At 70.7% G+C, this 19,504-nt stretch carries 19 protein-coding genes; 11 read left to right on the plus strand and 8 right to left on the minus strand.

Translation table 11 applies throughout. The features are described 5' to 3' along the window. The 5 genes from APR04_RS02310 (at position 1) to APR04_RS02330 (ending at position 4,807) form a co-directional block, all read left to right on the plus strand. The gene (locus APR04_RS02310; RefSeq protein WP_253867536.1) at positions 1–2,532 is read left to right on the plus strand and encodes an Hsp70 family protein; all 2,532 of its coding nucleotides are present in this window, start codon (positions 1–3) and stop codon (positions 2,530–2,532) included. Beyond that, positions 2,529–3,503: an OmpA family protein gene (locus APR04_RS30880; RefSeq protein ID WP_253867538.1), complete on the plus strand. Its 975-nt coding sequence runs from the start codon at positions 2,529–2,531 to the stop codon at positions 3,501–3,503. The genes APR04_RS02310 and APR04_RS30880 overlap by 4 nt, the downstream gene beginning before the upstream one ends. A gap of 68 nt (positions 3,504–3,571) precedes the next feature. Beyond that, positions 3,572–3,805: a DUF433 domain-containing protein gene (locus APR04_RS02320; RefSeq protein WP_253867540.1), complete on the plus strand. Its 234-nt coding sequence runs from the start codon at positions 3,572–3,574 to the stop codon at positions 3,803–3,805. After that, positions 3,802–4,089 (plus strand): DUF5615 family PIN-like protein, encoded by a 288-nt coding sequence (locus tag APR04_RS02325; protein ID WP_253867542.1) that lies wholly within the window; start codon positions 3,802–3,804, stop codon positions 4,087–4,089. The genes APR04_RS02320 and APR04_RS02325 overlap by 4 nt, the downstream gene beginning before the upstream one ends. A gap of 250 nt (positions 4,090–4,339) precedes the next feature. Next, positions 4,340–4,807 (plus strand): hypothetical protein, encoded by a 468-nt coding sequence (locus tag APR04_RS02330; protein ID WP_253867545.1) that lies wholly within the window; start codon positions 4,340–4,342, stop codon positions 4,805–4,807. Here APR04_RS02330 and APR04_RS02335 read toward each other — a convergent pair. Further along, entirely contained in the window at positions 4,791–5,693 is a 903-nt protein-coding gene (locus APR04_RS02335; protein ID WP_253867546.1) for a LysR family transcriptional regulator, read from the minus strand. The two genes, APR04_RS02330 and APR04_RS02335, sit on opposite strands and share 17 nt — an antisense overlap. 80 nt (positions 5,694–5,773) lie before the next feature. Here APR04_RS02335 and APR04_RS02340 point away from each other — a divergent pair, with 80 nt between their 5' ends. The 4 genes from APR04_RS02340 (at position 5,774) to APR04_RS02355 (ending at position 9,005) form a co-directional block, all read left to right on the plus strand. Then, positions 5,774–6,760: an EamA family transporter gene (locus APR04_RS02340; RefSeq protein WP_253867547.1), complete on the plus strand. Its 987-nt coding sequence runs from the start codon at positions 5,774–5,776 to the stop codon at positions 6,758–6,760. Beyond that, positions 6,757–7,386, plus strand: a complete 630-nt coding sequence (locus APR04_RS02345) for an NAD(P)-dependent oxidoreductase (protein WP_253867548.1) — start codon at positions 6,757–6,759, stop codon at positions 7,384–7,386. Before APR04_RS02340 ends, APR04_RS02345 begins: the two co-directional genes overlap by 4 nt. 143 nt (positions 7,387–7,529) lie before the next feature. Then, positions 7,530–8,054: a hypothetical protein gene (locus APR04_RS02350; protein ID WP_253867550.1), complete on the plus strand. Its 525-nt coding sequence runs from the start codon at positions 7,530–7,532 to the stop codon at positions 8,052–8,054. A gap of 105 nt (positions 8,055–8,159) precedes the next feature. Further along, positions 8,160–9,005 carry a DUF1963 domain-containing protein gene (locus tag APR04_RS02355; protein ID WP_253867553.1) on the plus strand — a complete coding sequence of 282 codons (846 nt, stop codon included), beginning with the start codon at positions 8,160–8,162 and terminating at the stop codon, positions 9,003–9,005. Between the two features lie 133 nt (positions 9,006–9,138). Here APR04_RS02355 and glnA read toward each other — a convergent pair whose 3' ends face one another. The 6 genes from glnA to APR04_RS02385 form a co-directional block, all read right to left on the minus strand. Then, complete coding sequence (gene glnA / locus APR04_RS02360; RefSeq protein ID WP_253867556.1) at positions 9,139–10,563, minus strand: type I glutamate--ammonia ligase; 1,425 nt, start codon at positions 10,561–10,563, stop codon at positions 9,139–9,141. Between the two features lie 348 nt (positions 10,564–10,911). Then, complete coding sequence (locus APR04_RS02365; protein ID WP_253867557.1) at positions 10,912–11,655, minus strand: DUF4191 domain-containing protein; 744 nt, start codon at positions 11,653–11,655, stop codon at positions 10,912–10,914. Positions 11,656–11,697: 42 nt separating this feature from the next. Then, complete coding sequence (gene lipA, locus APR04_RS02370) at positions 11,698–12,699, minus strand: lipoyl synthase (protein ID WP_253867559.1); 1,002 nt, start codon at positions 12,697–12,699, stop codon at positions 11,698–11,700. Positions 12,700–12,793: 94 nt separating this feature from the next. Continuing rightward, positions 12,794–13,510 (minus strand): lipoyl(octanoyl) transferase LipB, encoded by a 717-nt coding sequence (gene lipB, locus APR04_RS02375; protein WP_253867561.1) that lies wholly within the window; start codon positions 13,508–13,510, stop codon positions 12,794–12,796. Between the two features lie 167 nt (positions 13,511–13,677). Next, the gene (locus APR04_RS02380) at positions 13,678–14,676 is read right to left on the minus strand and encodes a putative endonuclease domain-containing protein (protein WP_253867563.1); all 999 of its coding nucleotides are present in this window, start codon (positions 14,674–14,676) and stop codon (positions 13,678–13,680) included. Between the two features lie 211 nt (positions 14,677–14,887). Continuing rightward, entirely contained in the window at positions 14,888–15,601 is a 714-nt protein-coding gene (locus APR04_RS02385; protein WP_253867567.1) for an HNH endonuclease family protein, read from the minus strand. Between the two features lie 165 nt (positions 15,602–15,766). Between APR04_RS02385 and APR04_RS02390 the strand changes: the two genes are divergently transcribed. Continuing rightward, positions 15,767–16,852, plus strand: coding sequence for a Gfo/Idh/MocA family protein (locus APR04_RS02390; RefSeq protein WP_253867570.1), 1,086 nt, complete (start codon positions 15,767–15,769; stop codon positions 16,850–16,852). A 118-nt stretch (positions 16,853–16,970) separates the two neighbouring features. Beyond that, positions 16,971–18,431, plus strand: coding sequence for a serine/threonine-protein kinase (locus tag APR04_RS02395; protein WP_253867572.1), 1,461 nt, complete (start codon positions 16,971–16,973; stop codon positions 18,429–18,431). Here APR04_RS02395 and APR04_RS02400 read toward each other — a convergent pair. Further along, positions 18,415–19,392: a TIGR01777 family oxidoreductase gene (locus tag APR04_RS02400; RefSeq protein ID WP_253867574.1), complete on the minus strand. Its 978-nt coding sequence runs from the start codon at positions 19,390–19,392 to the stop codon at positions 18,415–18,417. The two genes, APR04_RS02395 and APR04_RS02400, sit on opposite strands and share 17 nt — an antisense overlap. Positions 19,393–19,504: the final 112 nt, after the last annotated feature.

Genomic DNA, 19,504 nt, shown 5'->3' on the forward strand with positions numbered 1-19,504 from the left:
ATGACGATGCGCGACACCATCCACATCGGGATCGACCTGGGCACGACGAACAGCGCCGCAGCCCTGGCGACGGGCGCGAGTGCCGAGATGGTCCGGAACACCCAGAACCTGGAGTTCACGCCGTCGGCCGTGTATGTGAGCCGCTCGGGGAACGTGCTCGTCGGCCGGAAGGCCGGCGCCCGTGTGGTGGCCGAACCGGACAACGCGTGCGCGGAGTTCAAGCTCCGGATGGGCCGGCGTGACCAGGACAAGCTCTTCGAGGCGTCGGGCCGCACGATGTCGCCGGAGGAGATGTCGGCGGAGGTGCTGAAGTCTCTGCGCGGCGACGTGCAGCGGCGCACGGGTGAACCGGTCGAGACGGCGGTGATCACGGTCCCTGCCGCGTTCACCGCGGACCAGACGGCTGCCACGAGCAGGGCCGCGGAGCTTGCCGGGCTCCGGGCGGCGCCGCTGCTGCAGGAGCCTGCCGCAGCGGTCTGGGCCTATACGGCGGATGCCGAAGTGCCCGAGAAGGGGTTCTGGCTCGTCTACGACTTCGGCGGGGGCACCTTCGACGCCGCGGTGGTGAAGATCGAGGACGGCGAGTTCAGGGTGGTCAACCACGCGGGCGACAACTCGCTGGGCGGCAAGCGGATCGACTGGGCGATCGTCGAGGACGTCCTGCTGCCCCGGCTGCAGCAGGACCACGGCCTCAGCGGCATCACGACCGACCCCACCCGGCACCGTGGCGTGCTCGCGCAGCTCAAGGCGGTGGCCGAGACGGCGAAGGTCGAGCTGTCCCAGCAGGACACCGTGGAGATCGACGAGATCATCAAGGTCGAGGCCGGCCGCGAGGTCGACCTCAGCTGCGTGCTGACGCGCGAAGACCTTGGCCGCATCGCTCGGCCTCTCGTCGCGAGCTCGATCCGGCTGTGCCGCCAGTCGCTGGTCGAGAGCGGGATCCGGCCCGAAGCCTTCGAACGGGTCCTCCTGGTCGGCGGCTCGTCACAGCTCGCGCTGGTGCGCGAGCTGCTGGCCGACCCGGTCGACGGTCTGGGCATCCCGCTCGACCACGGCCTGGACCCGATGACCGTGGTGGCCCGCGGCGCGGCGATCTTCGCCGGTACCCAGCGCATCCCCGAGGTGGTGCGGAGGGACGCACCGCTCCCTCCGGGCCGCGCGCGGCTCAACCTCGAGTACGCGGCGGCAGGCCTCGATCCTGACCCGTTGCTCGGCGGCCAGGTCCAGGCGGACGGCGTCGCCGACTGGACCGGCAGCACCGTGGAGGTACGCAACACGACGTCGCTCCCGCCCTGGAGCACCGGAGCCGTGGCGCTCCGCCCGGACGGGTCGTTCTCCGTGCGGCTCCGGGCCGAGGAGTTCGCCACCCACTCGTTCACCGTGGTCGTGTACGACCCGGCGGGCACGGAGCTGGCGACGGACCAGGGCGGCCTGACCTACCAGCGCAAGAGTGGCGGAATGGGTGGTGCGCCGACCATGAGCCACTCCCTCGGCGTCGGCCTGGTGGACAACACGGTGGCGCTGCTGGTCCAGCGCAACACCGAGCTGCCGAGCAAGGGAGCGATCCGCGGGCTGCGGACGACGCAGGCCGTGAGCAAGGCGAGCGGCGTCGGCCTGGTGCGGATCCCGATCCTGCAGGGCGAGCACGTGCGGGCCGACCGCAACACGGTGGTGGGGCGGCTCGACGTGCGCTCGGACGACGTCGCCCGCGACCTGCCGGTGGACACGGAGGTCGAGGTGGTCGTGCGGGTCGACGCCAGCGGCGGGATCAGGGCCGAGGCCTTCGTACCCTTCCTCGACGCCGAGTTCGCGATCGACGTCGACCTCGGGCGGTCCCTGCTGCCCGGCCTCGCCGACCTGCGTGCGTCCAGGGCCGCCCTCGACGGCAGGTACCAGGATCTGCGCGGCCAGGCCGAGCGGATCAAGGCCACGGAGGCGCTGGCCCGCCTGGACCGGATCGACTCGGACGAGGTCATGGACGAGATCGACCGGCTGCTGCGGCAGTCCGAGGCGGACCAGGACGCGATCGCCACCTGCCAGGGGCGGCTCCTGGAGGCGGAGTCCGCGCTCGACGAGGTGGACGAGCTGCTGGAGCTGCCACGGGTCATCGAGGAGGGGCGGGAAGCACAGGGAGTCGCGCGCGAGGCCGTCCAGGACGCGGGCGGCAGCCGCTACGGGAACGACCTGCGCCGCGCCGAGGCCGAGCTCGACGAGGCCATCGCCGACGGCAACCGGACGGTGATCGAGCGCCGCACGGCCGAGGTGCGGTCCATCGCCATCCGGGTGTTCGAGGACAGCGGGCAGCTGCCGCTGATCCGGTTCGCCGGGCTGGAGGGTGCGCTGGACGACGATCCGCGCAGGGAGGTGCAGCGCCTCCTCGCCGAGGGGCGCTCGGCGGTCGCCGGTGGTGACCTGAACCGGCTCACCGGTGTCAACAACAGGCTCGGCCGGTTCCTGGGGCAGACCGGCGGGAACACCGCGGCACCCTCGCTGCTCGGCGAGGGCCTGCTCGGCAACGGTGGTGCGCAGTGAGCGCGGTCGCCCAGGCCGAGGCCCGGGCCGGGGAGGTGGCGACCGTCCGGGCCGCCGTCGCAGAGGCCGCGCTGCACGCACGCGCCGGCCGCTACGACACCGCGCGGCGCCTGCTCGACACGCTGGACGGCAGGGATAGCGACACCGTGGAGGTGCTCGACCTGCTGGCCCGCGTGCACGCCCAGCGCGGCGACCTCGCCGAGGCCGATGCGTGCTGGGCTCGCGTCGAGCACCTGGATCCCGAACACGCCGGGGCGCGCGACGGGCGCCGCCGGATCCGCGAGACCTGGGCCGGAAAGCGTTCCGGCGGGGGCCTGGTGGTCGGCGCCGCGGCGGCGTGCCTGCTGCTCGTCGGCGGGGGCGCGGTCGCCGGGTGGGCCTGGGCTCCGGGTCCGACGGCGGACGAGCGCGCCGACCCAGCGGTCGCCCAGGAGCTCACCCGGCTACGGCACGAGATGGGTGAGCTCCGCGTGCTGGCGCCATCGGACGAGGCGCCGTCGGACCAGCCGGCGGCGAACGGCGCGACGTCCGGGGACCGAGCGGCCCTCCGGGACGTGCGGGACGCGCTGGGGGATCCCCGATGGACCACGACGCTCGACCCGCGGTCGGTGGTCGTGACGTTTCGCGACCCGGTGTTCCTGGCCGGTGGCGCTCAGACCTCGGGGAGTGGGGCCGATCTGCTGGGCGGCCTCGGCGACCGGCTTGGTGGCCTGGCCGACGTCGAGGTGACGGTCGTAGGCCACACCAGCGATACGGCCCCGGTGCCGGGCAGCCGCTACGCCGGCAACGCCGAGGTAAGCCTGGCCCGGGCGCTCGCGGCGGCGCAGGTGATCTCGTCGGGCAGCGGGATCCCGCTGAGCGCGGTGGACGTGGCGAGTGCGGGCGACGTGGACCCGCCGTACCCCAACACGAACGCGACGAACCGGGCCCGGAACCAGACGGTGACCGTGGCGGTCGAGGTGGTGCCGTAGGGCATGGCGCGGACCAGTCGTGTCCTGTTGTGCTGCCTCGATCGAGGCGCCGTGGCTACGATAGGGACATGTCCCGTCTTGATCGCATCACGTCCGACCCGCAGGTCTGTCACGGCCAGCCGGTCGTGCGTGGGCTTCGCTACCCGGTGCAGATGCTCCTGCAACTGATAGCGTCCGGGATGTCTGCAGACGAGATTCTTGAGGACTACCCCGACCTTGAGCAAGACGACCTGCTCGCTGCATTGGAGTATGGGGCGCTCGCGTCGGGTGGTCACACGGTCGTGTCCGTCAGCGCGGCGTGAAGTTCCTCGTCGACGCGCAGTTGCCTGCGCGGCTGGCACGTGCGCTGACCAAGGCCGGGCACGACGCCAAGCACACGATCGAGTTGCCGGAAGGCAACCATTCGTCGGATACCGACGTTACGGCGTTCGCCGACGTCGAGGACCGCGTAGTGGTGTCCAAGGACGCCGACTTCCGCATATCGCAGCAGTTGCATGGGCGACCGCGTCGGCTGCTGGTGGTGGCAATGGGGAACGTGACGAACAACGACCTGCTCGCGACGTTCGACGCACACACCTTGAGGTGATCGTCGCTGCGTTCGAGAATGCGGACCGTGTCGAGGTTCGAGCGACCCAGATCGTGGCCTGGACGCGCACGGCGGCCGCTTCTGACGGCGACTGATCGCTCACCACGACTTCTGCGCGGCGTCAGCCCCCATTACGCCGGAATCGCTTCATTTTAGTGGCGGGCTGACGGACAGGTTTGGATCCGACGACGTACCTGACGGGCTGAAGAGCCTGGTCAACGTTCCAACGGTCGGTGACGTCATCCTCAACATGCCCGAGGCCATGTGGCTGACCGCTTGCTTTGCCGCAACGCATTGGGCTCGCATGGCCGAATATGATCCCCAGGAGATGGAAGGGAGTGAGGCGACGCACGGCGATCATGCCTCCATAGGGGCAGACATTTTGGAGGACTATGTACTGGAGCAGATAGTCGACCGTCTCGAAGTCGAGAACGACATCATGGCTCGCTCAATCGAGGCGGCACGGGCCGCATCTGGTTTCGATCCAAACTTCCTGGACGAGCTGGGAACCCTTGAGTCGAACCCCGACATCGTGAGTGAGGCAATGGCCTTGACGCGAACGAACCTAGCCCAGGCATCGTCTGAGGCTTTGCGCTTGACGATCCTCTATCTCATCGACCACATCCTCGTTGGCGCTCCCTCGCTGCCGGTGGATGAACAAGTGACCATCCGGTGGCGTGTATCCGAGCCCGGTCAGGGCCTCATGGCATCCGAGTAGCACGAATCTCGGAGAGCCCGATCGCCGTCAGGAACGCGCGGGTCGCGGGCGTGGGCCCGGGCTTGCTCCAGATGACGTACTCGACGCGGCTCGGGGCGTCCGCCACGGTGACGACGGCCAGCCCGGCGAGCTCGGGTGCCCGCCGGAGATAGGTCGAGGGGAGAAAGCCGATCGCGAGCCCGTGGCGGATCACCTGGGCCATGAGATGCGCGTCGGTGACCTCGAAGGCCACGTCCCGGCTGAGACCAGCACGGGCGAAGGCCTGATCGGTCTGGGTCCGCCCGGCGGACCCGTACGGGAAGTCGACGAACGGCTCGTTCGCGAGGCCCGCGAGATCCAGGTCATGGCCGCCGGCCAGCGGATGGTCCGGGGCGAGCACGGCGACCAGCCGGTCGCGGGCCAGCTCGTGGCAGCGCACGCCCGTGGGCCGAGCGGTGCTCGGCAGGCCGAGGAACGCCACGTCGAGCCGCCCGCCGGCCACGTCCGACGTCAGCTTGTCGCTCGGCCCGGTGCGCAGCGAGACGCGCACCTGCGGGTAACGGTTGCGCAGCTCACGCAGGGCAGCTAGCACGTCGACGGCGGCGACCGTCGGGATGACGCCGACGCTGAGCCGGCCGCGTACCTCGCCGACCGTCGCCGCCGCGTCCGCCACGGCGCGCTCGGCGGCCTCGAGCGCCTGCCGGGCGGCGGGGAGGAAGGCCTCGCCCGCCGGCGTCAGCCGGACCTGGCGGCTGGTCCGGGCGAAGAGCGGCGTCCCGAGCTCGTGCTCGAGCCGCTTGATCTGGTGGCTCAGTGCGGACTGGACCACATGGCAACGCTCCGCCGCCCTGGTGAAGTTCGACGTCTCGGCGACCGCCACGACGTACCGCAGCTGCTGCAGCTCCATGGGATCAATCGTGCACCACGATCGATGGCATGAAAAGGATGTGTTGGACTCATGGCTGTTCCCCACGAAGACTGAGGTCCATGACCACCACGATGCTCTCCTCGGGCCGTAGCCGGACGGTGGCGCTCACCGTCGTGACGGCGCTCGTCCCGATGGTCTGGGGCACCACCTACTTCGTCACCACCGAGATGCTCCCCGCGGGGTACCCGCTCTTCGCCGGCCTCGTCCGCGCCCTGCCCGCCGGTCTCGTCGCCATCGCCGTCGGCGCGCTGCTCGGCATGGTCACCCGGCAGGTCAGGGCCGGGAACGGCGGGACAACCCCGACCAGGGCGCTGCCCCGCGGATCGTGGTGGTGGAAGAGCGCGGTGCTCGGCATCCTCAACATCGGACTCTTCTTCCCCCTGCTCTTCCTCACCGCCGAACGGCTGCCGGGCGGCGTGGCGGCCACCTTCGGCGCGATCACGCCCGTGGTCGTGGCCCTCCTCGCGCTGCCGGTGCTAGGCGAACCCCTGTCCGTGCACAAGCTGGTCTGGGGCGGGGCCGGTGTCGTGGGTGTCGGCCTCGTCGTGCTCGGGCCGGAGGCACGGCTCGACGCGGTCGGCGTCGCGGCCGGGCTCGGCGGTGCGGTATCCATGGCCCTCGGCGTCGCCCTGACCAAGCGCTGGGGCCGGCCCGACGGCGTCGGCCCGATCGCGTCCGCCGGCTGGCAGCTGACCGCAGGCGGGATCTTCCTGCTCCCGATCACCCTGCTCACCGAGGGCCCGCCGCCCGCCGTCGACGGCACCGCCGTCCTCGGCTACCTCTGGCTCGGACTGGTCGGCGGCCTCATCGCGTACGTGCTCTGGTTCCGGGGCATCGGGCGGCTGCCTGTCACGTCCGTGGCCTTCCTCGGCCCGCTCGCACCCCTGGTCGCTGCGGGGATCGGCGTCGGCGTGCTCGGCGAGACCCTGACGCCCGTCCAGGTGGCCGGACTCGTGCTGGCGCTCGCGGCGGTGCTCGCCGGCCAGCTCCCGCCACGGGGCCGGCGTGTCGCGCCACCGGCGGCGGTCGCGGAGGTCGCGCGATGAGGATCGTCGTCTTCGGGGCCACCGGAATGGTGGGCAGACGCGTGGTGAGCGAGGCGTCGGTGCGCGGGCACGACGTCGTGGCCGTCTCCCGCGGAGTGGGTGGCGAGGGCTTTGCCACGGTCGCGACGGTCTCGGTGGACGCCGGCGACCCGGTGCGGGTCCGAGAGCTCCTGCGTACCGCGGACGTCGCCGTGAGCGCCGTCCGACCGCGTCCGGGCGAGGAGGCGAGCGTTCCGGCGACGACGACCGTGCTGCTCGATGCCGCCGCGGCGACGGGAACGGCGCTGCTCCTGGTCGGTGGCGCTGGCCCGCTGTCGAGCCCGGACTCTCCCGGCGTGCTGGTCATCGACGACGAGAGGTACGTGCCCGCCCGGTGGAGGTCGAGCGCCGTGGCCAGTCTTGCTCAGCTCCAGGCGTGCGAGGGGCACCGCGCGGCGTGGACCTACCTCAGTCCTCCGGCGGTCCTCGAACCCGGAGAGCGGACCGGTACGTACCGCCGCGGCACGACGACGCTCCTGGTCGACGGCGCCGGCCGGTCGCGGATCTCGGCCGAGGACCTCGCGGTCGCGGTGCTGGACGAGGTCGAGAACCCGGGACGCGCGAGGCACCTCACCGTCGCCTACTGACGCTGGAAACGCCCGGCCACCCGGACTTCATCCCAGGAGACGAGCGGGCGAGCCAGTTCCCGCCGCCGAGTCACCCGTTCGGGGGAGCAGGCTCACATGCGCGGGTGATCCGTTCGAGGACGCGTCCGACAACGATCGACGACATGAGCTCATCCATCGACTCGATGCTGCGGTCCGCCACAGGCGTCACGCCGGGCGCGCACCGGCTGGCGCACGTCCTCGCCCTGATCACGCTTCCGTCCGGCCTGTGGCGAATCGCGCTGGTTGCCGGGCTCCCGGTCGTCAACACCACCATCGTGCTGCCGTTCTCGGAACGTGTGCAGATCGTCGGCCTCTCGGTCTTCGCCGAGCTGCTGGCGCTGCTGTCCCTCGGACTGGTCCAACGGTGGGGCGAGGTGGTGCCGGGCTGGCTGCCGCTCGTCGGCGGACGACCGATCCACCGGATCGCCGCGACCGTCCCGGCAGCCCTCGGCGCGGCCGCGCTGACCGGGATCTGGACGTTCGCCGTCGTCAATGTGCTGAGGGGAACCACCAGCGGGGCCCTCGATTTCTACTTCCCCACTGTCGTGCAGAAGGTCGTGCTGCTCGTCTGCTACGTGCCGCTGCTGGCCTGGGGGCCGCTGCTCGCGGTGCTGACGGTCGCGTACTTCCGGCGCCGGACGGCCTGACCGCTCGGCCGGCCACGCTCGAACGCGCCGGCGGAAGACCGCCCGTCCAAACGACGGCCCACGACCTTCCCGCGGCTGTCGGTGGTGGGCAATAGGGTTGCCCGTGTGACGGATGACGAGCTCCGAGAGATGCTGATTCCCTTTCGTACGCAGGCAGTCGAGGAGGGGTACCCGTGGGAGGACATCGACCCGCTACCGGCTGAAGAGGTGGACCGGTGGATCAGCAACGTCCGGCCGTGCGCGGTTCTCACCGGTGGCGGAGACGGGACGGTCGCGGGCGCGTTCGGCGGGCCGCTGCTGCTGCCCGCGGAGGTCCCGGACCCTGAGTACCCGTACCTCGCGTCCGTCGACCTCGCCGCGCTGCCGAAGGACGCGACGGACCTCCCCCTGCCGCCCGACGGGCTTCTGCTGCTCTTCGCCTCACTCGATGAGCCGGACGGCGAGGGGAACTACGGCCAGGCCATATATGTCCCGGTCGGCACGCCGGTGGAGGAACGCGACAAGAACACCTGGAAGGGCTACCCCGGCGACGACCACTACCAGAAGATCGTCGACTCCTACCCGCAGGGCGAGCTGAGAGCCAGAACGGAACCGGACCTGCCGTACCACTCACTTCCCGGGTTCCCGAACGCTGAGGAGCTGGTCGCTGTCTGGTGCGACGCCTCTGGCCGGAGCGGGCATCTGCAGGTCGGCGGATACGCGGACCAGGAGGACTCCGACCCGGACCCGCTGGAACGCCTCGCGAGCAGCGCGGTCCACGAGGTGAAGCGGGGGCGCTGGGGTGACGGTGAGCCGGTGTCGGGCGCCGTCGAGGACTGGGTGCTGCTGGCTCACTGGAACCCGAACATCAGTGGTCGGGAAGGCGCGGACGTGCAGTGGGGAATCCAGCGGGCGGACCTGGAGGCCCGTCGCTTCGACCGCGCCTTCAGCACCGTCTACTGGAATCCCTGACCGATCCCGGACAGGTCGACACAGAAGAGTCCACGCGAGCTGCCACCCGGAAGGTGATCGCAGCTTGCGTGGACTCTTCGTGGACTACGCGGCCTCGAAAGGCACGTGAGGCCCGGAATCTAGCCGATCAGGCTCAGATGTCGTAGTAGAGCTCGAACTCGTGCGGGTGCGGCCGCAGACGGATCGGGTCGATCTCGTTCTCGCGCTTGTACGCGATCCAGGTCTCGATCAGGTCCTCGGTGAACACGTCACCGGCGGTGAGGTACTCGTGGTCGGCCTCGAGCGCGTCCAGCACGCCGTCGAGCGACGTCGGCACCTGCGCGATCTGCGCGTGCTCCTCGGGCGGGAGCTCGTACAGGTCCTTGTCGACCGGGGCCGGCGGCTCGATACGGTTCTTGATGCCGTCCAGGCCGGCCATCAGCATCGCCGAGAACGCCAGGTACGGGTTCGACGACGGGTCCGGCGCGCGGAACTCGATGCGCTTCGCCTTCGGGGACGTACCCGTGATCGGGATACGGATCGAGGCGGAGCGGTTACGGGCCGAGTACACGAGGTTCACGGGAGCCTCGAAGCCCGGCACCAGGCGGTGGTACGAGTTCACCGACGGGTTGGTGAACGCGAGCAGCGACGGCGCGTGCTTGAGCAGGCCGCCGATGTACCAGCGGGCGAGGTCGGACAGGCCGCCGTAGCCCTTCTCGTCGTAGAAAAGCGGCTCGCCGTTCTTCCAGAGCGACTGGTGCGAGTGCATGCCCGAGCCGTTGTCGCCGAAGACCGGCTTCGGCATGAACGTGGCCGACTTGCCTGCCTCGAACGCGACGTTCTTGATGACGTACTTGAACTTCATCACGTCGTCCGCCGCGTGCAGCAGGGAGTTGAACCTGTAGTTGATCTCCTGCTGGCCGGCGGTGCCCACCTCGTGGTGCGCACGCTCGACGGACAGGCCGACCTCGCCGAGGACCTTGACCATGTCGTCACGCAGGTCCGCGAAGCGGTCGCTGGGCGAGGTGGGGAAGTAGCCGCCCTTGTAGCGGGTCTTGTACCCGAGGTTGCCACCCTCCTCCACGCGGCCCGTGTTCCATGCGGCCTCGACGGAGTCGATGGCGTAGAAGCTCTCGTTCGCGGACGTCTTGAAGCGCACGTCGTCGAACACGTAGAACTCTGCCTCGGCACCGAAGAAGACGGTGTCGGCGATGCCGGTCGACTTCAGGTAGGCCTCGGCCTTGGCCGCGATGTTGCGGGGGTCGCGAGCGTAGGCGTCACCCGTGAACGGGTCCACGATCGAGAAGTTCACGATCAGCGTCTTCGCCTTGCGGAACGGGTCGACGAACGCCGTCGTGATGTCCGGCACGAGCTTCATGTCGGACTCGTGGATCGCCTGGAACCCGCGGATGGACGAGCCGTCGAACATGAGGCCCTCGCTGAAGGCGTCCTCGTCGAACTGCTCGACCGGGATGTTGAAGTGCTGCGTGACGCCCGGCAGATCGATAAACCGGACGTCGACGAACTCCACCCCCTCGTTGCGGGTGAAGGCGATCGCCTCCTCGGCGTTCTTGAACATCTGCGCTCCTTGCTCGCTCGATAAGTTCAGGGGGAGTCCGTCGGGACCATGCCGTGACGAACTGGGGCACGGTCGCTTGGGATCGCCATGAACCTATGGGCAGGTGGTTTCTCTTTGGTTACCGGTTGTTGCCGGGATGTTTCTCGGATCTCTCGGCCGCGTCATCCCGGGGAGATGTGCTGGTAGCGGCCCTGCCAGCGCTGCTTCAGAGTGCCAGAAGTCACAGCGCCGGGCCGGGCGGCGTCCGTCCATCGGACGAATGTGGACAGGCAAAGAGGGCGCCTTCAGTGAGCAAGGCGCCCTCTCACCATGGTCGACCGTTGGGCGCCGGTCGGCGGCGCCGGCTGGTCAGCGCCCGCGCATGCCCTTGCGGTCGGGGCGGGCGCGGGTCGGGTCGATGCCCTTGGGGATCGGCAGCTTGACGCCGCCGATGGCCTTGAGGCGCTTGGCGACCTCGGAGACCTCGGCCCTGGTCAGGGTCGACTTCAGCCGGGAGACGGCGCGCGCCACCTTGGTGAGCGGCACCTGCCCCTCGCCGTCGCCGCACTGGATCAGGGTGACCGGCACGTTGGACAGGATGCGGCTGACCTTCTTGCGCTCCTGCTCGAGCAGGCGGCCGACCCGGTGGGGCGGCCCCTCGGAGACGAGCACCACACCGGCCTTGCCGACGCCCCGGAACACGAAGTCCTGGTTGCGCGCGTCGACCGCTACGGGCTCGTCCTCGAAGGTCCAGCCCCCACGGACGGTGCCGAGCGCGGCGCGTGCGGCACCGGGCTGGCCGGCGATCTGTGTGTAGGCCGCGGTCTCCGCGCTGCGGGACAGCACGAACATGGCCGCGAGCACGCCGAACGGCACGCCGATGACCAGTGCGTAGACCCACGGGCCTGCCAGGACGCCGATGAGCAGCGCTACCGCAACGACCCCGACGAACGCGGCGAGCATCCACCACGTGACGAGCGGGTTCTGCTTGCGGGTCATCTTGTAGACGTCCCACAGCTGGTGATACCAGCGGCGCTTCTTGGGCTTCTTCTGCTTGGCGGCAGACGCTGCTACATCGTTGCGCGCGTCGCCCCCGGACGAGGTTCGGGCCATGGTCGTCAATTCTAGTGTGCTGCGGACGGACTGGGTGCCGGATCAGCGGGCCAGCAGGCTCGCCGCCTCCTGACGGGAGGTGGTCGTCTGTGCGAGGTGCGACAGCGCCTCGGGGATGGGACGGCCGTACTTGGTCATCGCCTGGCCCCACAGGCGGCCCGCGCGGTACGACGAACGCACCAGCGGCCCAGCCATGACGCCGAGGAAGCCGATCTCCTCAGCGGTCTCGGACAGCTCCACGAACTCCTCCGGCCGCACCCAGCGGTCCACCGGGTGGTGGCGCAGGGAGGGTCGCAGGTACTGCGTGATCGTGATGAGGTCGCAACCGGCGTCGTGCAGGTCCTGCAGGGCCTGCTTGACCTCGTCGATGGTCTCGCCCATGCCGAGGATCAGGTTCGACTTGGTGACCAGTCCGGCGTCCTGGGCACGGGTGATCACGGAGAGCGACCGCTCGTACGTGAACGCGGGCCGGATCTGCTTGAAGATGCGCGGCACGGTCTCGACGTTGTGCGCGAGCACCTCGGGCCGGGACTCGTTGACGGCGTCGAGCAGCTCGGGGATGGCGTTGAAGTCCGGGATCAGCAGCTCGACGCCGGTGCCCGGGTTGAGCGCGTGGATCTGCCGGACCGTCTCGGCGTAGAGCCAGGCTCCGCCGTCGGCCAGGTCGTCGCGGGCCACGCCCGTGACCGTCGAGTACTTCAGACCCATGGTCCGCACGGACTCCGCGACGCGACGCGGCTCGTCCTTGTCGAAGTCGGCGGGCTTGCCGGTGTCGATCTGGCAGAAGTCGCAGCGGCGCGTGCACTGGTCACCGCCGATGAGGAAGGTCGCCTCACGGTCCTCCCAACACTCGAAGATGTTGGGACAGCCGGCCTCCTCGCACACCGTGTGCAGGCCCTCGCCCTTGACGAGAGACTTCATGTCGCGGTACTCGGGGCCCATCACCGCCCGGGTCTTGATCCAGTCGGGCTTCTTCTCGATGGGTGTAGCCGAGTTGCGCGCTTCGATGCGCAACATGCGTCGGCCTTCAGGTGCGATGGTCACGCAGTTTCCTCTCCCAGTTCAGCGGGTTGTGCCGAGCCTATGCCGGGGCTGCCCGCGTGTGCGCGGTCAGCCCGGTGGTGGTCAGTGGTGTTGGTCACGCCGTCGCCGCGACCGTTCCGGGCAGGTGCTCGGCCGGCACGACGGACGGCGTCTCGCCGCGGGCCAGCAGCGGCGTCAGACGTTCGACCAGGGCCGCCTCCAGCAGCGGCCGGACGTCGTCGACGGTGACGCGTCGGCCGAGCTCGGCCGTGAGGGACGTGACGTCGGCGTCGTCGGCCGGGATGCCGCAGGGGACGATGTGGTCGAACGCAACCAGGTCGGCGTCGCAGTTCAGGGCCAGGCCGTGCATGGTGACGCCCTTGGCGACGCGCGCGCCGATGGCGCACACCTTGCGCTCCAGCCGCGGTGCTGGGGCGTCGGGGGAGTCGGCGGCGACCCACACGCCGGAGCGCCCCTCGACCCGCATGGTGTCGACGCCGAACGCCGTGCACACGTCCATCACCGCCTGCTCCAGCGTGCGGACGTACTCGACGACGTCGAACGGCTTGGCCAGCTTGACGATCGGGTAGGCCACGATCTGGCCCGGCCCGTGCCACGTGATCTTGCCGCCGCGGTCGACCTTGATGACCTCGGTGCCGTCAGTGGGGTACTCGTCGCGGCGCGTGCGTGCGCCCGCGGTGTAGACCGAGGCGTGCTCGAGGAAGAAGACCGTGTCGGCCGAGTCCTCGGAACGGACCGACTCGTGTGTGCTGCGCTGCAGGTCCCAGCCCTCGTGGTACCCGATGTGCCCGGTGAGGTGGCGGATGTCCATGCCAGTCACCCTACGTCCGCGCGGTGGCGGGGTCACCGGGTCACCGGGCCGGCGGGCTGGTGGGTCGGCCGGTCGGCCGGCGCTGACCCGGGTTCAGCAGGCGCGAGGCGACCACTCTGGGCCCGATAGTGGTTCCCGTCCGCCTGCTGAACCAACCTCAGCACCGATCAGAGGGGGATGGGGGTGGCCGGCAGGGGTGGGTGGGGGTGGGGGAGGCCGCCCAGCTCTGTGATGTGGGCGGCCACGACGGCCCCGATGCCTCCCGGCCGGTCGTTGTCCGTTGGCTTGAAGCGCAGCAGCACGATTCGGTCGGTCGCCAGCAGCCGGTTCTGGCGGGGCGCGTCCTTGACGAGCGCCTCGTGGGTCGAGTGTGGCGCGACGCCGTCGATCTCGACCACGAGCCACCGACCGTCACGCAGGAGCCAGCCGAGGTCGCAGCGGCCCAAAAAGCGTCCGTCCTTGTGAAACACGACCTGGGTGCGATCCGGCGGGACCCCGTGGTCGAGGCAGGAGAGGCGGGCGAAGGTCTCGGCAGGGGACTCGTCGTTGCCGTCCGCGAGATCGATCCAGCCGAGCGCCGGCCCCGCGTCTCGTCGTCGGCGCAGCAGCCGGCGCACCTTGACGAGTCCGGCCCGGCTGATCTTCCGCCTGTTCAGGGCGCTGCTGAGAACAGCGACGGCGTGGTCCCGGGACAGACCCGGCAGCGCCTGGGCGAGGGCGTGCTCGATCTTCGCGATGCGCCAGCTGCCGTACCGCTCGGATGCGAAGCTGCCGTACTGGCGCACGATCACGCCGTCCAGTCCTCTGTGCCGGACGCCCCGAGGGTACGAGACCTCTGGATCGATGTGACGGGGGAGGCCGGCGACACCATGCAGTGCGAGCGCGGCGGCTCCGACCGCGGCCGTCCCTGGCTGGACGAGCATGCCCTTGACCGCTGACCGCCGCCGGATGTGGTCGAAGTAGTCGTCCCGGACCCTCGTCGACGGCGGGGTGGGATCCGTGTCGACGACCCGGTTGCCCTCGCGGCGCCAGACGCCGTCCCGGACGAGCCGTTGGATCCGACGTCGATCGACGCCGAGCGCATGGCACTGGTGCACCGAGAGGAGCCCTTCCTGCTGGGCGGCGAGCTTGGTCACCGCAGGAGGGACCGGGCTGAGGGGACGCATGCCCGGATCAGATCACCGCAATGCCTGCCGTCGTCGCCGCGGTCGTCGAGGCTGTGCACAACCGTGCCGAGGACGGCGCTGTGGTCGCGCTCGCGACGGTGCGCCCGACACACTCTTGACTGAGGTTCAGCAGGCGTGAGGCGACCGTTTTGGACCTTGTCATGGTCCGCAACAGCCTGCTGAACCAGAGTCAGCAGCGCCGCAGCGCCGCTCAGGAGGCCGGGAGGGGTTCCGCGGGGCAGCTCGTCAGGACGTCCTCCATGGCGTCGCGCTCCGCGGGCGTGACCCACAGCTCGTACTTGGCCTTGACCGCGACCTGCCGGGCGACGTACTCGCAGCGGTAGGCCTGGTTCTCGGGCAGCCACTCGGCGGCGTCCTTCGCGCCCTTGCCCATGTTCGCCGGACCGTCGGACGCCACCAGGTTGAGCGGGTCGTTGGCGATCTCGATGCGCTCGGGCCGGTCCAGGTCCGCCGCGCCGGTGGTCCAGGCGTTCATGAGCGCCACCACGTGGTCGATCTGCACGTCGCTGGAGTTCTCCCCGCGCACGAACGCGATGCTCTCGCCCGTGTACGGGTCGTCGAGCGTCCCTGACGCCACCTCGCACGTGTCGCCGGGGGACAGCTCGTAGTCCTCGAGGTCTCGCTGGAGCATGTCGTTCCGGGTGTCGCAGCCGTTGTCGTCGGCGTCCTGCCAGGCGCTGCCGAAGTCGGCCTCGCGGTCGTAGCCGTCCTCGGTGGCGGCGTCCTGCACCGTGAGCGAGTCGAGCGTCGCGAGCGCCGAGCCCTCGGCGCCTTCTGCGGGGGCCACGTCGTCGCCAAGGGACTTGAGGACGAAGTTGCCAGCGAGCACCAGTGCCGCGACGGCGACGAGCACGAGCTGGAGGGCCTTGCGGGTCTGGCTGGACTTCTTGGCTGTGGCGGACACGAGCCCCTCATTCTGTCGGCCGGTGTGGTCCGGACGCACTTGGCCGGAACCGCTAAGAACGTGCGAAAAGTACCTGTTGCCCCAGTCTGCCAGAATCGGGTTACGGCGGTTAACCCCCTGACCAGTGGTCTCGCGTCGGCGCGCCCAGCGGGGCACCATGGGGCCATGGCTCTTCGGATCGGAATTGTCGGCTACGGGGGTGCGGGCAGGCAGATCCATGCCCGCCTGGCGCGAGCAGCGGGAATGACGGTGACAGCCGTCGTCGCACGAGACTCCGGACGGCGCGTCCAGGCGGTCGGTGACTGGCCGGGCGCGCGCCTGTTCAACGACCTTCCGTCGATGCTGCTGGAGCCCGGGCTCTACGACCTGGTGGTCATCGCCAGCCCCTCGTCGTTGCACGCCGAGCACGCCGACGCAGTGTCCGTGGCAGGCAAGCCGTTCGTGCTCGACAAGCCGATTGCGACCACCGCGGCGGAGGCACGGCGGGTGGTGAGCGCGGCGTCGTCGTCGGGCACGCCGTTCACCGTGTTCCACAACCGGCGCTGGGACCCCGAGCAGCTCACCCTCGCGGCCCTGCTGGACCGGGGCGACCTCGGCAAGGTGCACACCTTCGAGCGGCACTGGGAGCGGTGGCGACCCAAACCGCAGCAGCGGTGGAAGGAGAACGACACCGTGGGCGGCGGGCTCCTGCTCGACCTTGGCCCCCACCTCGTGGACTCGGCGACCCAGCTGTTCGGTCCGGTCGTCGCGGTCTACGCGGAGACGCGGGCACTCTCGACGCCCACCGAGGACGACGTGTTCCTCGTGCTGCACCACGCGGCTCCCGGCAGCCGGCCCGGTGTCGTCCAAGGGCGAGCCGCCGCCGACGTCCTGTTCGGTGGGGGTCCACCGGCCACGGGCGTGGTCTCCCGCCTCTGGGCCGGCTCCCTCGTCGGTGCGCCAGGACCCCGTACGCGCGTACTCGGCGACGGCGGCGCCTACCTCGTGAACTCGTTCGAGGGCGACGCGTCGCCCTTCGACGTGCTCGACGGCGAACAGCCAGAGGGCACCCACGGCTGGCTCGTACGCGGCAGGGAGCGGACGGCGGTGGCGCAGCCGCGCGGCGGGCACGCGGACTTCTACACGGCGGTCGCCGAGTGGCTGGCCGGTGAGGCAGAGGTCCCGGTCGACCCCGCCGACGCCGTCCGGACCGCTGAGGTGCTGGACGCCGCCCGGAGGTCCGCAAAGGAGGGGCGACTCATCGACGTATGAGCCGCCGACACCACCGCCGGGACGAATCTGCGCTCGGGCGGCTCACCCACAGGGCGCCGGATTCAGCAAATCCTGTGGATAAAGGGCAGGCTTCAGAGCGCGGGGTTCTCATGAACGAGTGCACTACATCGAATCTGCGGAACTGGTCCGCGTGGCCGTCCCCACGGAGGCCGCGTCTCGCGCCCTCCTGGTGCGCCGTCTAGACACTCTCGCGACACTGGACCACCCCCAGCTGGTGCCGCTCATCGCCATCTCCCCGAACGGCCCGGACAACCTGGACGTCCGGCTGTCGCGTACCGGAGCTGTCGATCTGCCTACCGCCGTCGGATCGCGGGGTCCCCTGACCGCCGCGGAAGGCGCCGGCGTCACCGTCGCGATCGCGCAGGCGCTCGCGGCCCTGCACAGCGTGGGCCTCGTCCACGGTGGGGTCCGGCCGACGGACGTGCTGCTCCGCTCCGACGGAAGCGCGATGCTGCGGCCCCGCGTGACGCTCCCCGACCACAGCGACGACCCGGTCGACGTCCCGTCCCTGGCCACGCTCGTTGAGTCGGTGCTCGGGTTCCCCGGCCCGAGCCTGGACTCGGACGCCGACGAGGCGCTGCGCGCCGTACTGGCCCGCGCCCGCGCCGAGGACCCGCGCGACCGGCCCGAGCCCGGAACGCTCGCGGCGCTCGCTGACGAGGCCGTGACGCCGGAGCCGGTTCGCCTCCCCGAGGGATCGGCGCTGGTCTCGGCGGCGCTCAGTGGTCCGGTGCCCATCGCGGGCCACGTGCCGCGCGGGGCGCGCACGCCCTCGGCGTGGCGCTCCGCGGCGAGGACGCTGACCGGGTCCATCGCGGCAGTGGACGGCAAGAGCTGGGCGGTGACGGCGCGACGTCGGGCGACGATGCCGCTCACGGGCCGGTCCATCGCGGCAGGAGCGGCAGGGAAGGCCTCCCAGCCGCGGACCACCACGGCGTCCGTCGTCGCGACGGGCATGATCGCAGCGGGCGTCATCGCGGGCATCGTGGCAGCGGCCATGGCCGCTCCTCAGCTCTTCGGAGACGAGGAGCCGGCGGTCGCCGTGCCGTCTCCGTCGGCGGCGGCGTCGTCGGTCGCGGTCGGGGTCAACCCGGTGGCCAACGCCAAGGACCCTGCGGGTGCCGCCGTCGAGCTCACGTCGCGCCGGCTGGCGCTGCTGGCAGGCGCCGTGTCCGACATCGGTGCGGTCAACGTGGAGGGCTCGCCCGCCTACGTGGCGGACAAGCAGATCCTTGAAGAGCTCGAGCAGACCGGCGCGCAGGTGGTCGGTGCGTCTGCCGAGGTGCAGAAGACGGAGGTCGTGACGCTGGGCCCCGGCGCGGCATCGGCTCTCCAGAACGCGACCACCGCCTCGCGCACCGAGACGTCGGATGCCGCCAGCGGCAAGCAGGCGGGCAAGAAGGTGCCCATCGAGGCGGTGGTCCGGATCGACTACACGATCACCGCGCACAAGCAGGTGTCCGACACCGGCGAGACGTCGGTCCCTGCCTCGAACGAGTCGGCGGACCTGACCCTCGTGTGGACTCCGGGCGGCTGGCGCGTCAGCGAGGTGCGCTGACCCCGTTCGCCTCCACCACCCAGCGGGCCGCGTCCTGAGCATCCGTGTGTGTCCAGGTGAAGCCGGTCCTGGCGAGCACCCCGGGCACGACCCGCTGGGAGGCGACGAGGTCGTCGGCGAACTGGCCCAGAGCGATCCGCAGCGCCAACCGGGGCGCCGCCAGGATCGCCGGGCGGTGCAGGGCCCGCGCGAGCGCGAGGGTCAGCGCCCGGTTCGTGGTGGGCTCGGGGGCGACGGCGTTGACCGGCCCGCGGACGTCCGCGCCGATGACGTGGCGGATCGCCGCTATCTCGTCGGTAAGGGTGATCCAGCTCCACCACTGGCGGCCGCTCCCGAGCGGGCCGCCGACCCCGAGGCGCAGGATCGGCAGCAGCTTGCCGAGCGCACCGCCTGACGGCGCAAGCACCACACCGCTGCGCAGCCAGACGACACGCGCGCCGGCCTCTGCGGCCGGCGCGGTGGCTTTCTCCCACGCCTCGACCAGGCCGGCGAGGAAGTCGTCCCCGCGCGCCGAGGCCTCGGTCAGGACCTCGTCGCCACGGCTGCCGTACGCGCCGATCGCGGAGCTGTTCACCAGCACGGGCGGAGTGTCTGTGCGGGCTACCGTGCGGGCGAGCAGGCTCGTCGTGGTGGTGCGCGAGCCGAGGAGCGTCTGCTTGTAGGCAGGTGTCCAGCGATGGTCACCGATCCCGGCGCCGGCCAGGTTCACGACGGCGTCCGCACCCTCCAGCGCGGCCGGGTCGAGCTCGCCGGTCCGCGGGTCCCACGAGACGTCGCGGACGAGGGCGGCACCGGCCGCGCTCTCGCTCGCGGTGGTGGCTCCGTCGCCGGGTGGCCTGCCGCCGTCGGACGGCTCAGCGCCCCGGCGCACCAGCCGCCGCACGGTATCCCCGCGCGCGACGAGATCGGCGACCAGTGCGGAACCGATGAGACCGTGTGAACCGGCAACCACCACATCCATGCGGTGAATCTAACCTGCCCGGGGCCTCCGGCCTATGCCTGACCGCCAGAGCGGTGCCGGGCCGGCGCCGTTAGACAGCTGTGGCCGGCTCCGAACCCGGAACCGGCCACGG

It is taken from the genome of Promicromonospora umidemergens (assembly GCF_024171995.1).
In the GTDB taxonomy this organism is placed as follows: Bacteria; Actinomycetota; Actinomycetes; order Actinomycetales; family Cellulomonadaceae; genus Promicromonospora; species Promicromonospora umidemergens.

Excerpts from the sequence above, each read along its gene's own strand:
- APR04_RS02310 (WP_253867536.1), top strand. The coding sequence starts at position 1 with ATGACGATGCGCGACACCATCCACATCGGGATCGACCTGGGCACGACG.
- APR04_RS02320 (WP_253867540.1), top strand. The coding sequence starts at position 3,572 with ATGTCCCGTCTTGATCGCATCACGTCCGACCCGCAGGTCTGTCACGGC.
- APR04_RS02330 (WP_253867545.1), top strand. The coding sequence starts at position 4,340 with ATGCCCGAGGCCATGTGGCTGACCGCTTGCTTTGCCGCAACGCATTGG.
- APR04_RS02335 (WP_253867546.1), bottom strand. The coding sequence starts at position 5,693 with ATGGAGCTGCAGCAGCTGCGGTACGTCGTGGCGGTCGCCGAGACGTCG.
- APR04_RS02340 (WP_253867547.1), top strand. The coding sequence starts at position 5,774 with ATGACCACCACGATGCTCTCCTCGGGCCGTAGCCGGACGGTGGCGCTC.
- APR04_RS02345 (WP_253867548.1), top strand. The coding sequence starts at position 6,757 with ATGAGGATCGTCGTCTTCGGGGCCACCGGAATGGTGGGCAGACGCGTG.
- APR04_RS02350 (WP_253867550.1), top strand. The coding sequence starts at position 7,530 with ATGAGCTCATCCATCGACTCGATGCTGCGGTCCGCCACAGGCGTCACG.
- glnA (WP_253867556.1), bottom strand. The coding sequence starts at position 10,563 with ATGTTCAAGAACGCCGAGGAGGCGATCGCCTTCACCCGCAACGAGGGG.
- APR04_RS02365 (WP_253867557.1), bottom strand. The coding sequence starts at position 11,655 with ATGGCCCGAACCTCGTCCGGGGGCGACGCGCGCAACGATGTAGCAGCG.
- lipB (WP_253867561.1), bottom strand. The coding sequence starts at position 13,510 with ATGGACATCCGCCACCTCACCGGGCACATCGGGTACCACGAGGGCTGG.
- APR04_RS02380 (WP_253867563.1), bottom strand. The coding sequence starts at position 14,676 with ATGCGTCCCCTCAGCCCGGTCCCTCCTGCGGTGACCAAGCTCGCCGCC.
- APR04_RS02390 (WP_253867570.1), top strand. The coding sequence starts at position 15,767 with ATGGCTCTTCGGATCGGAATTGTCGGCTACGGGGGTGCGGGCAGGCAG.
- APR04_RS02400 (WP_253867574.1), bottom strand. The coding sequence starts at position 19,392 with ATGGATGTGGTGGTTGCCGGTTCACACGGTCTCATCGGTTCCGCACTG.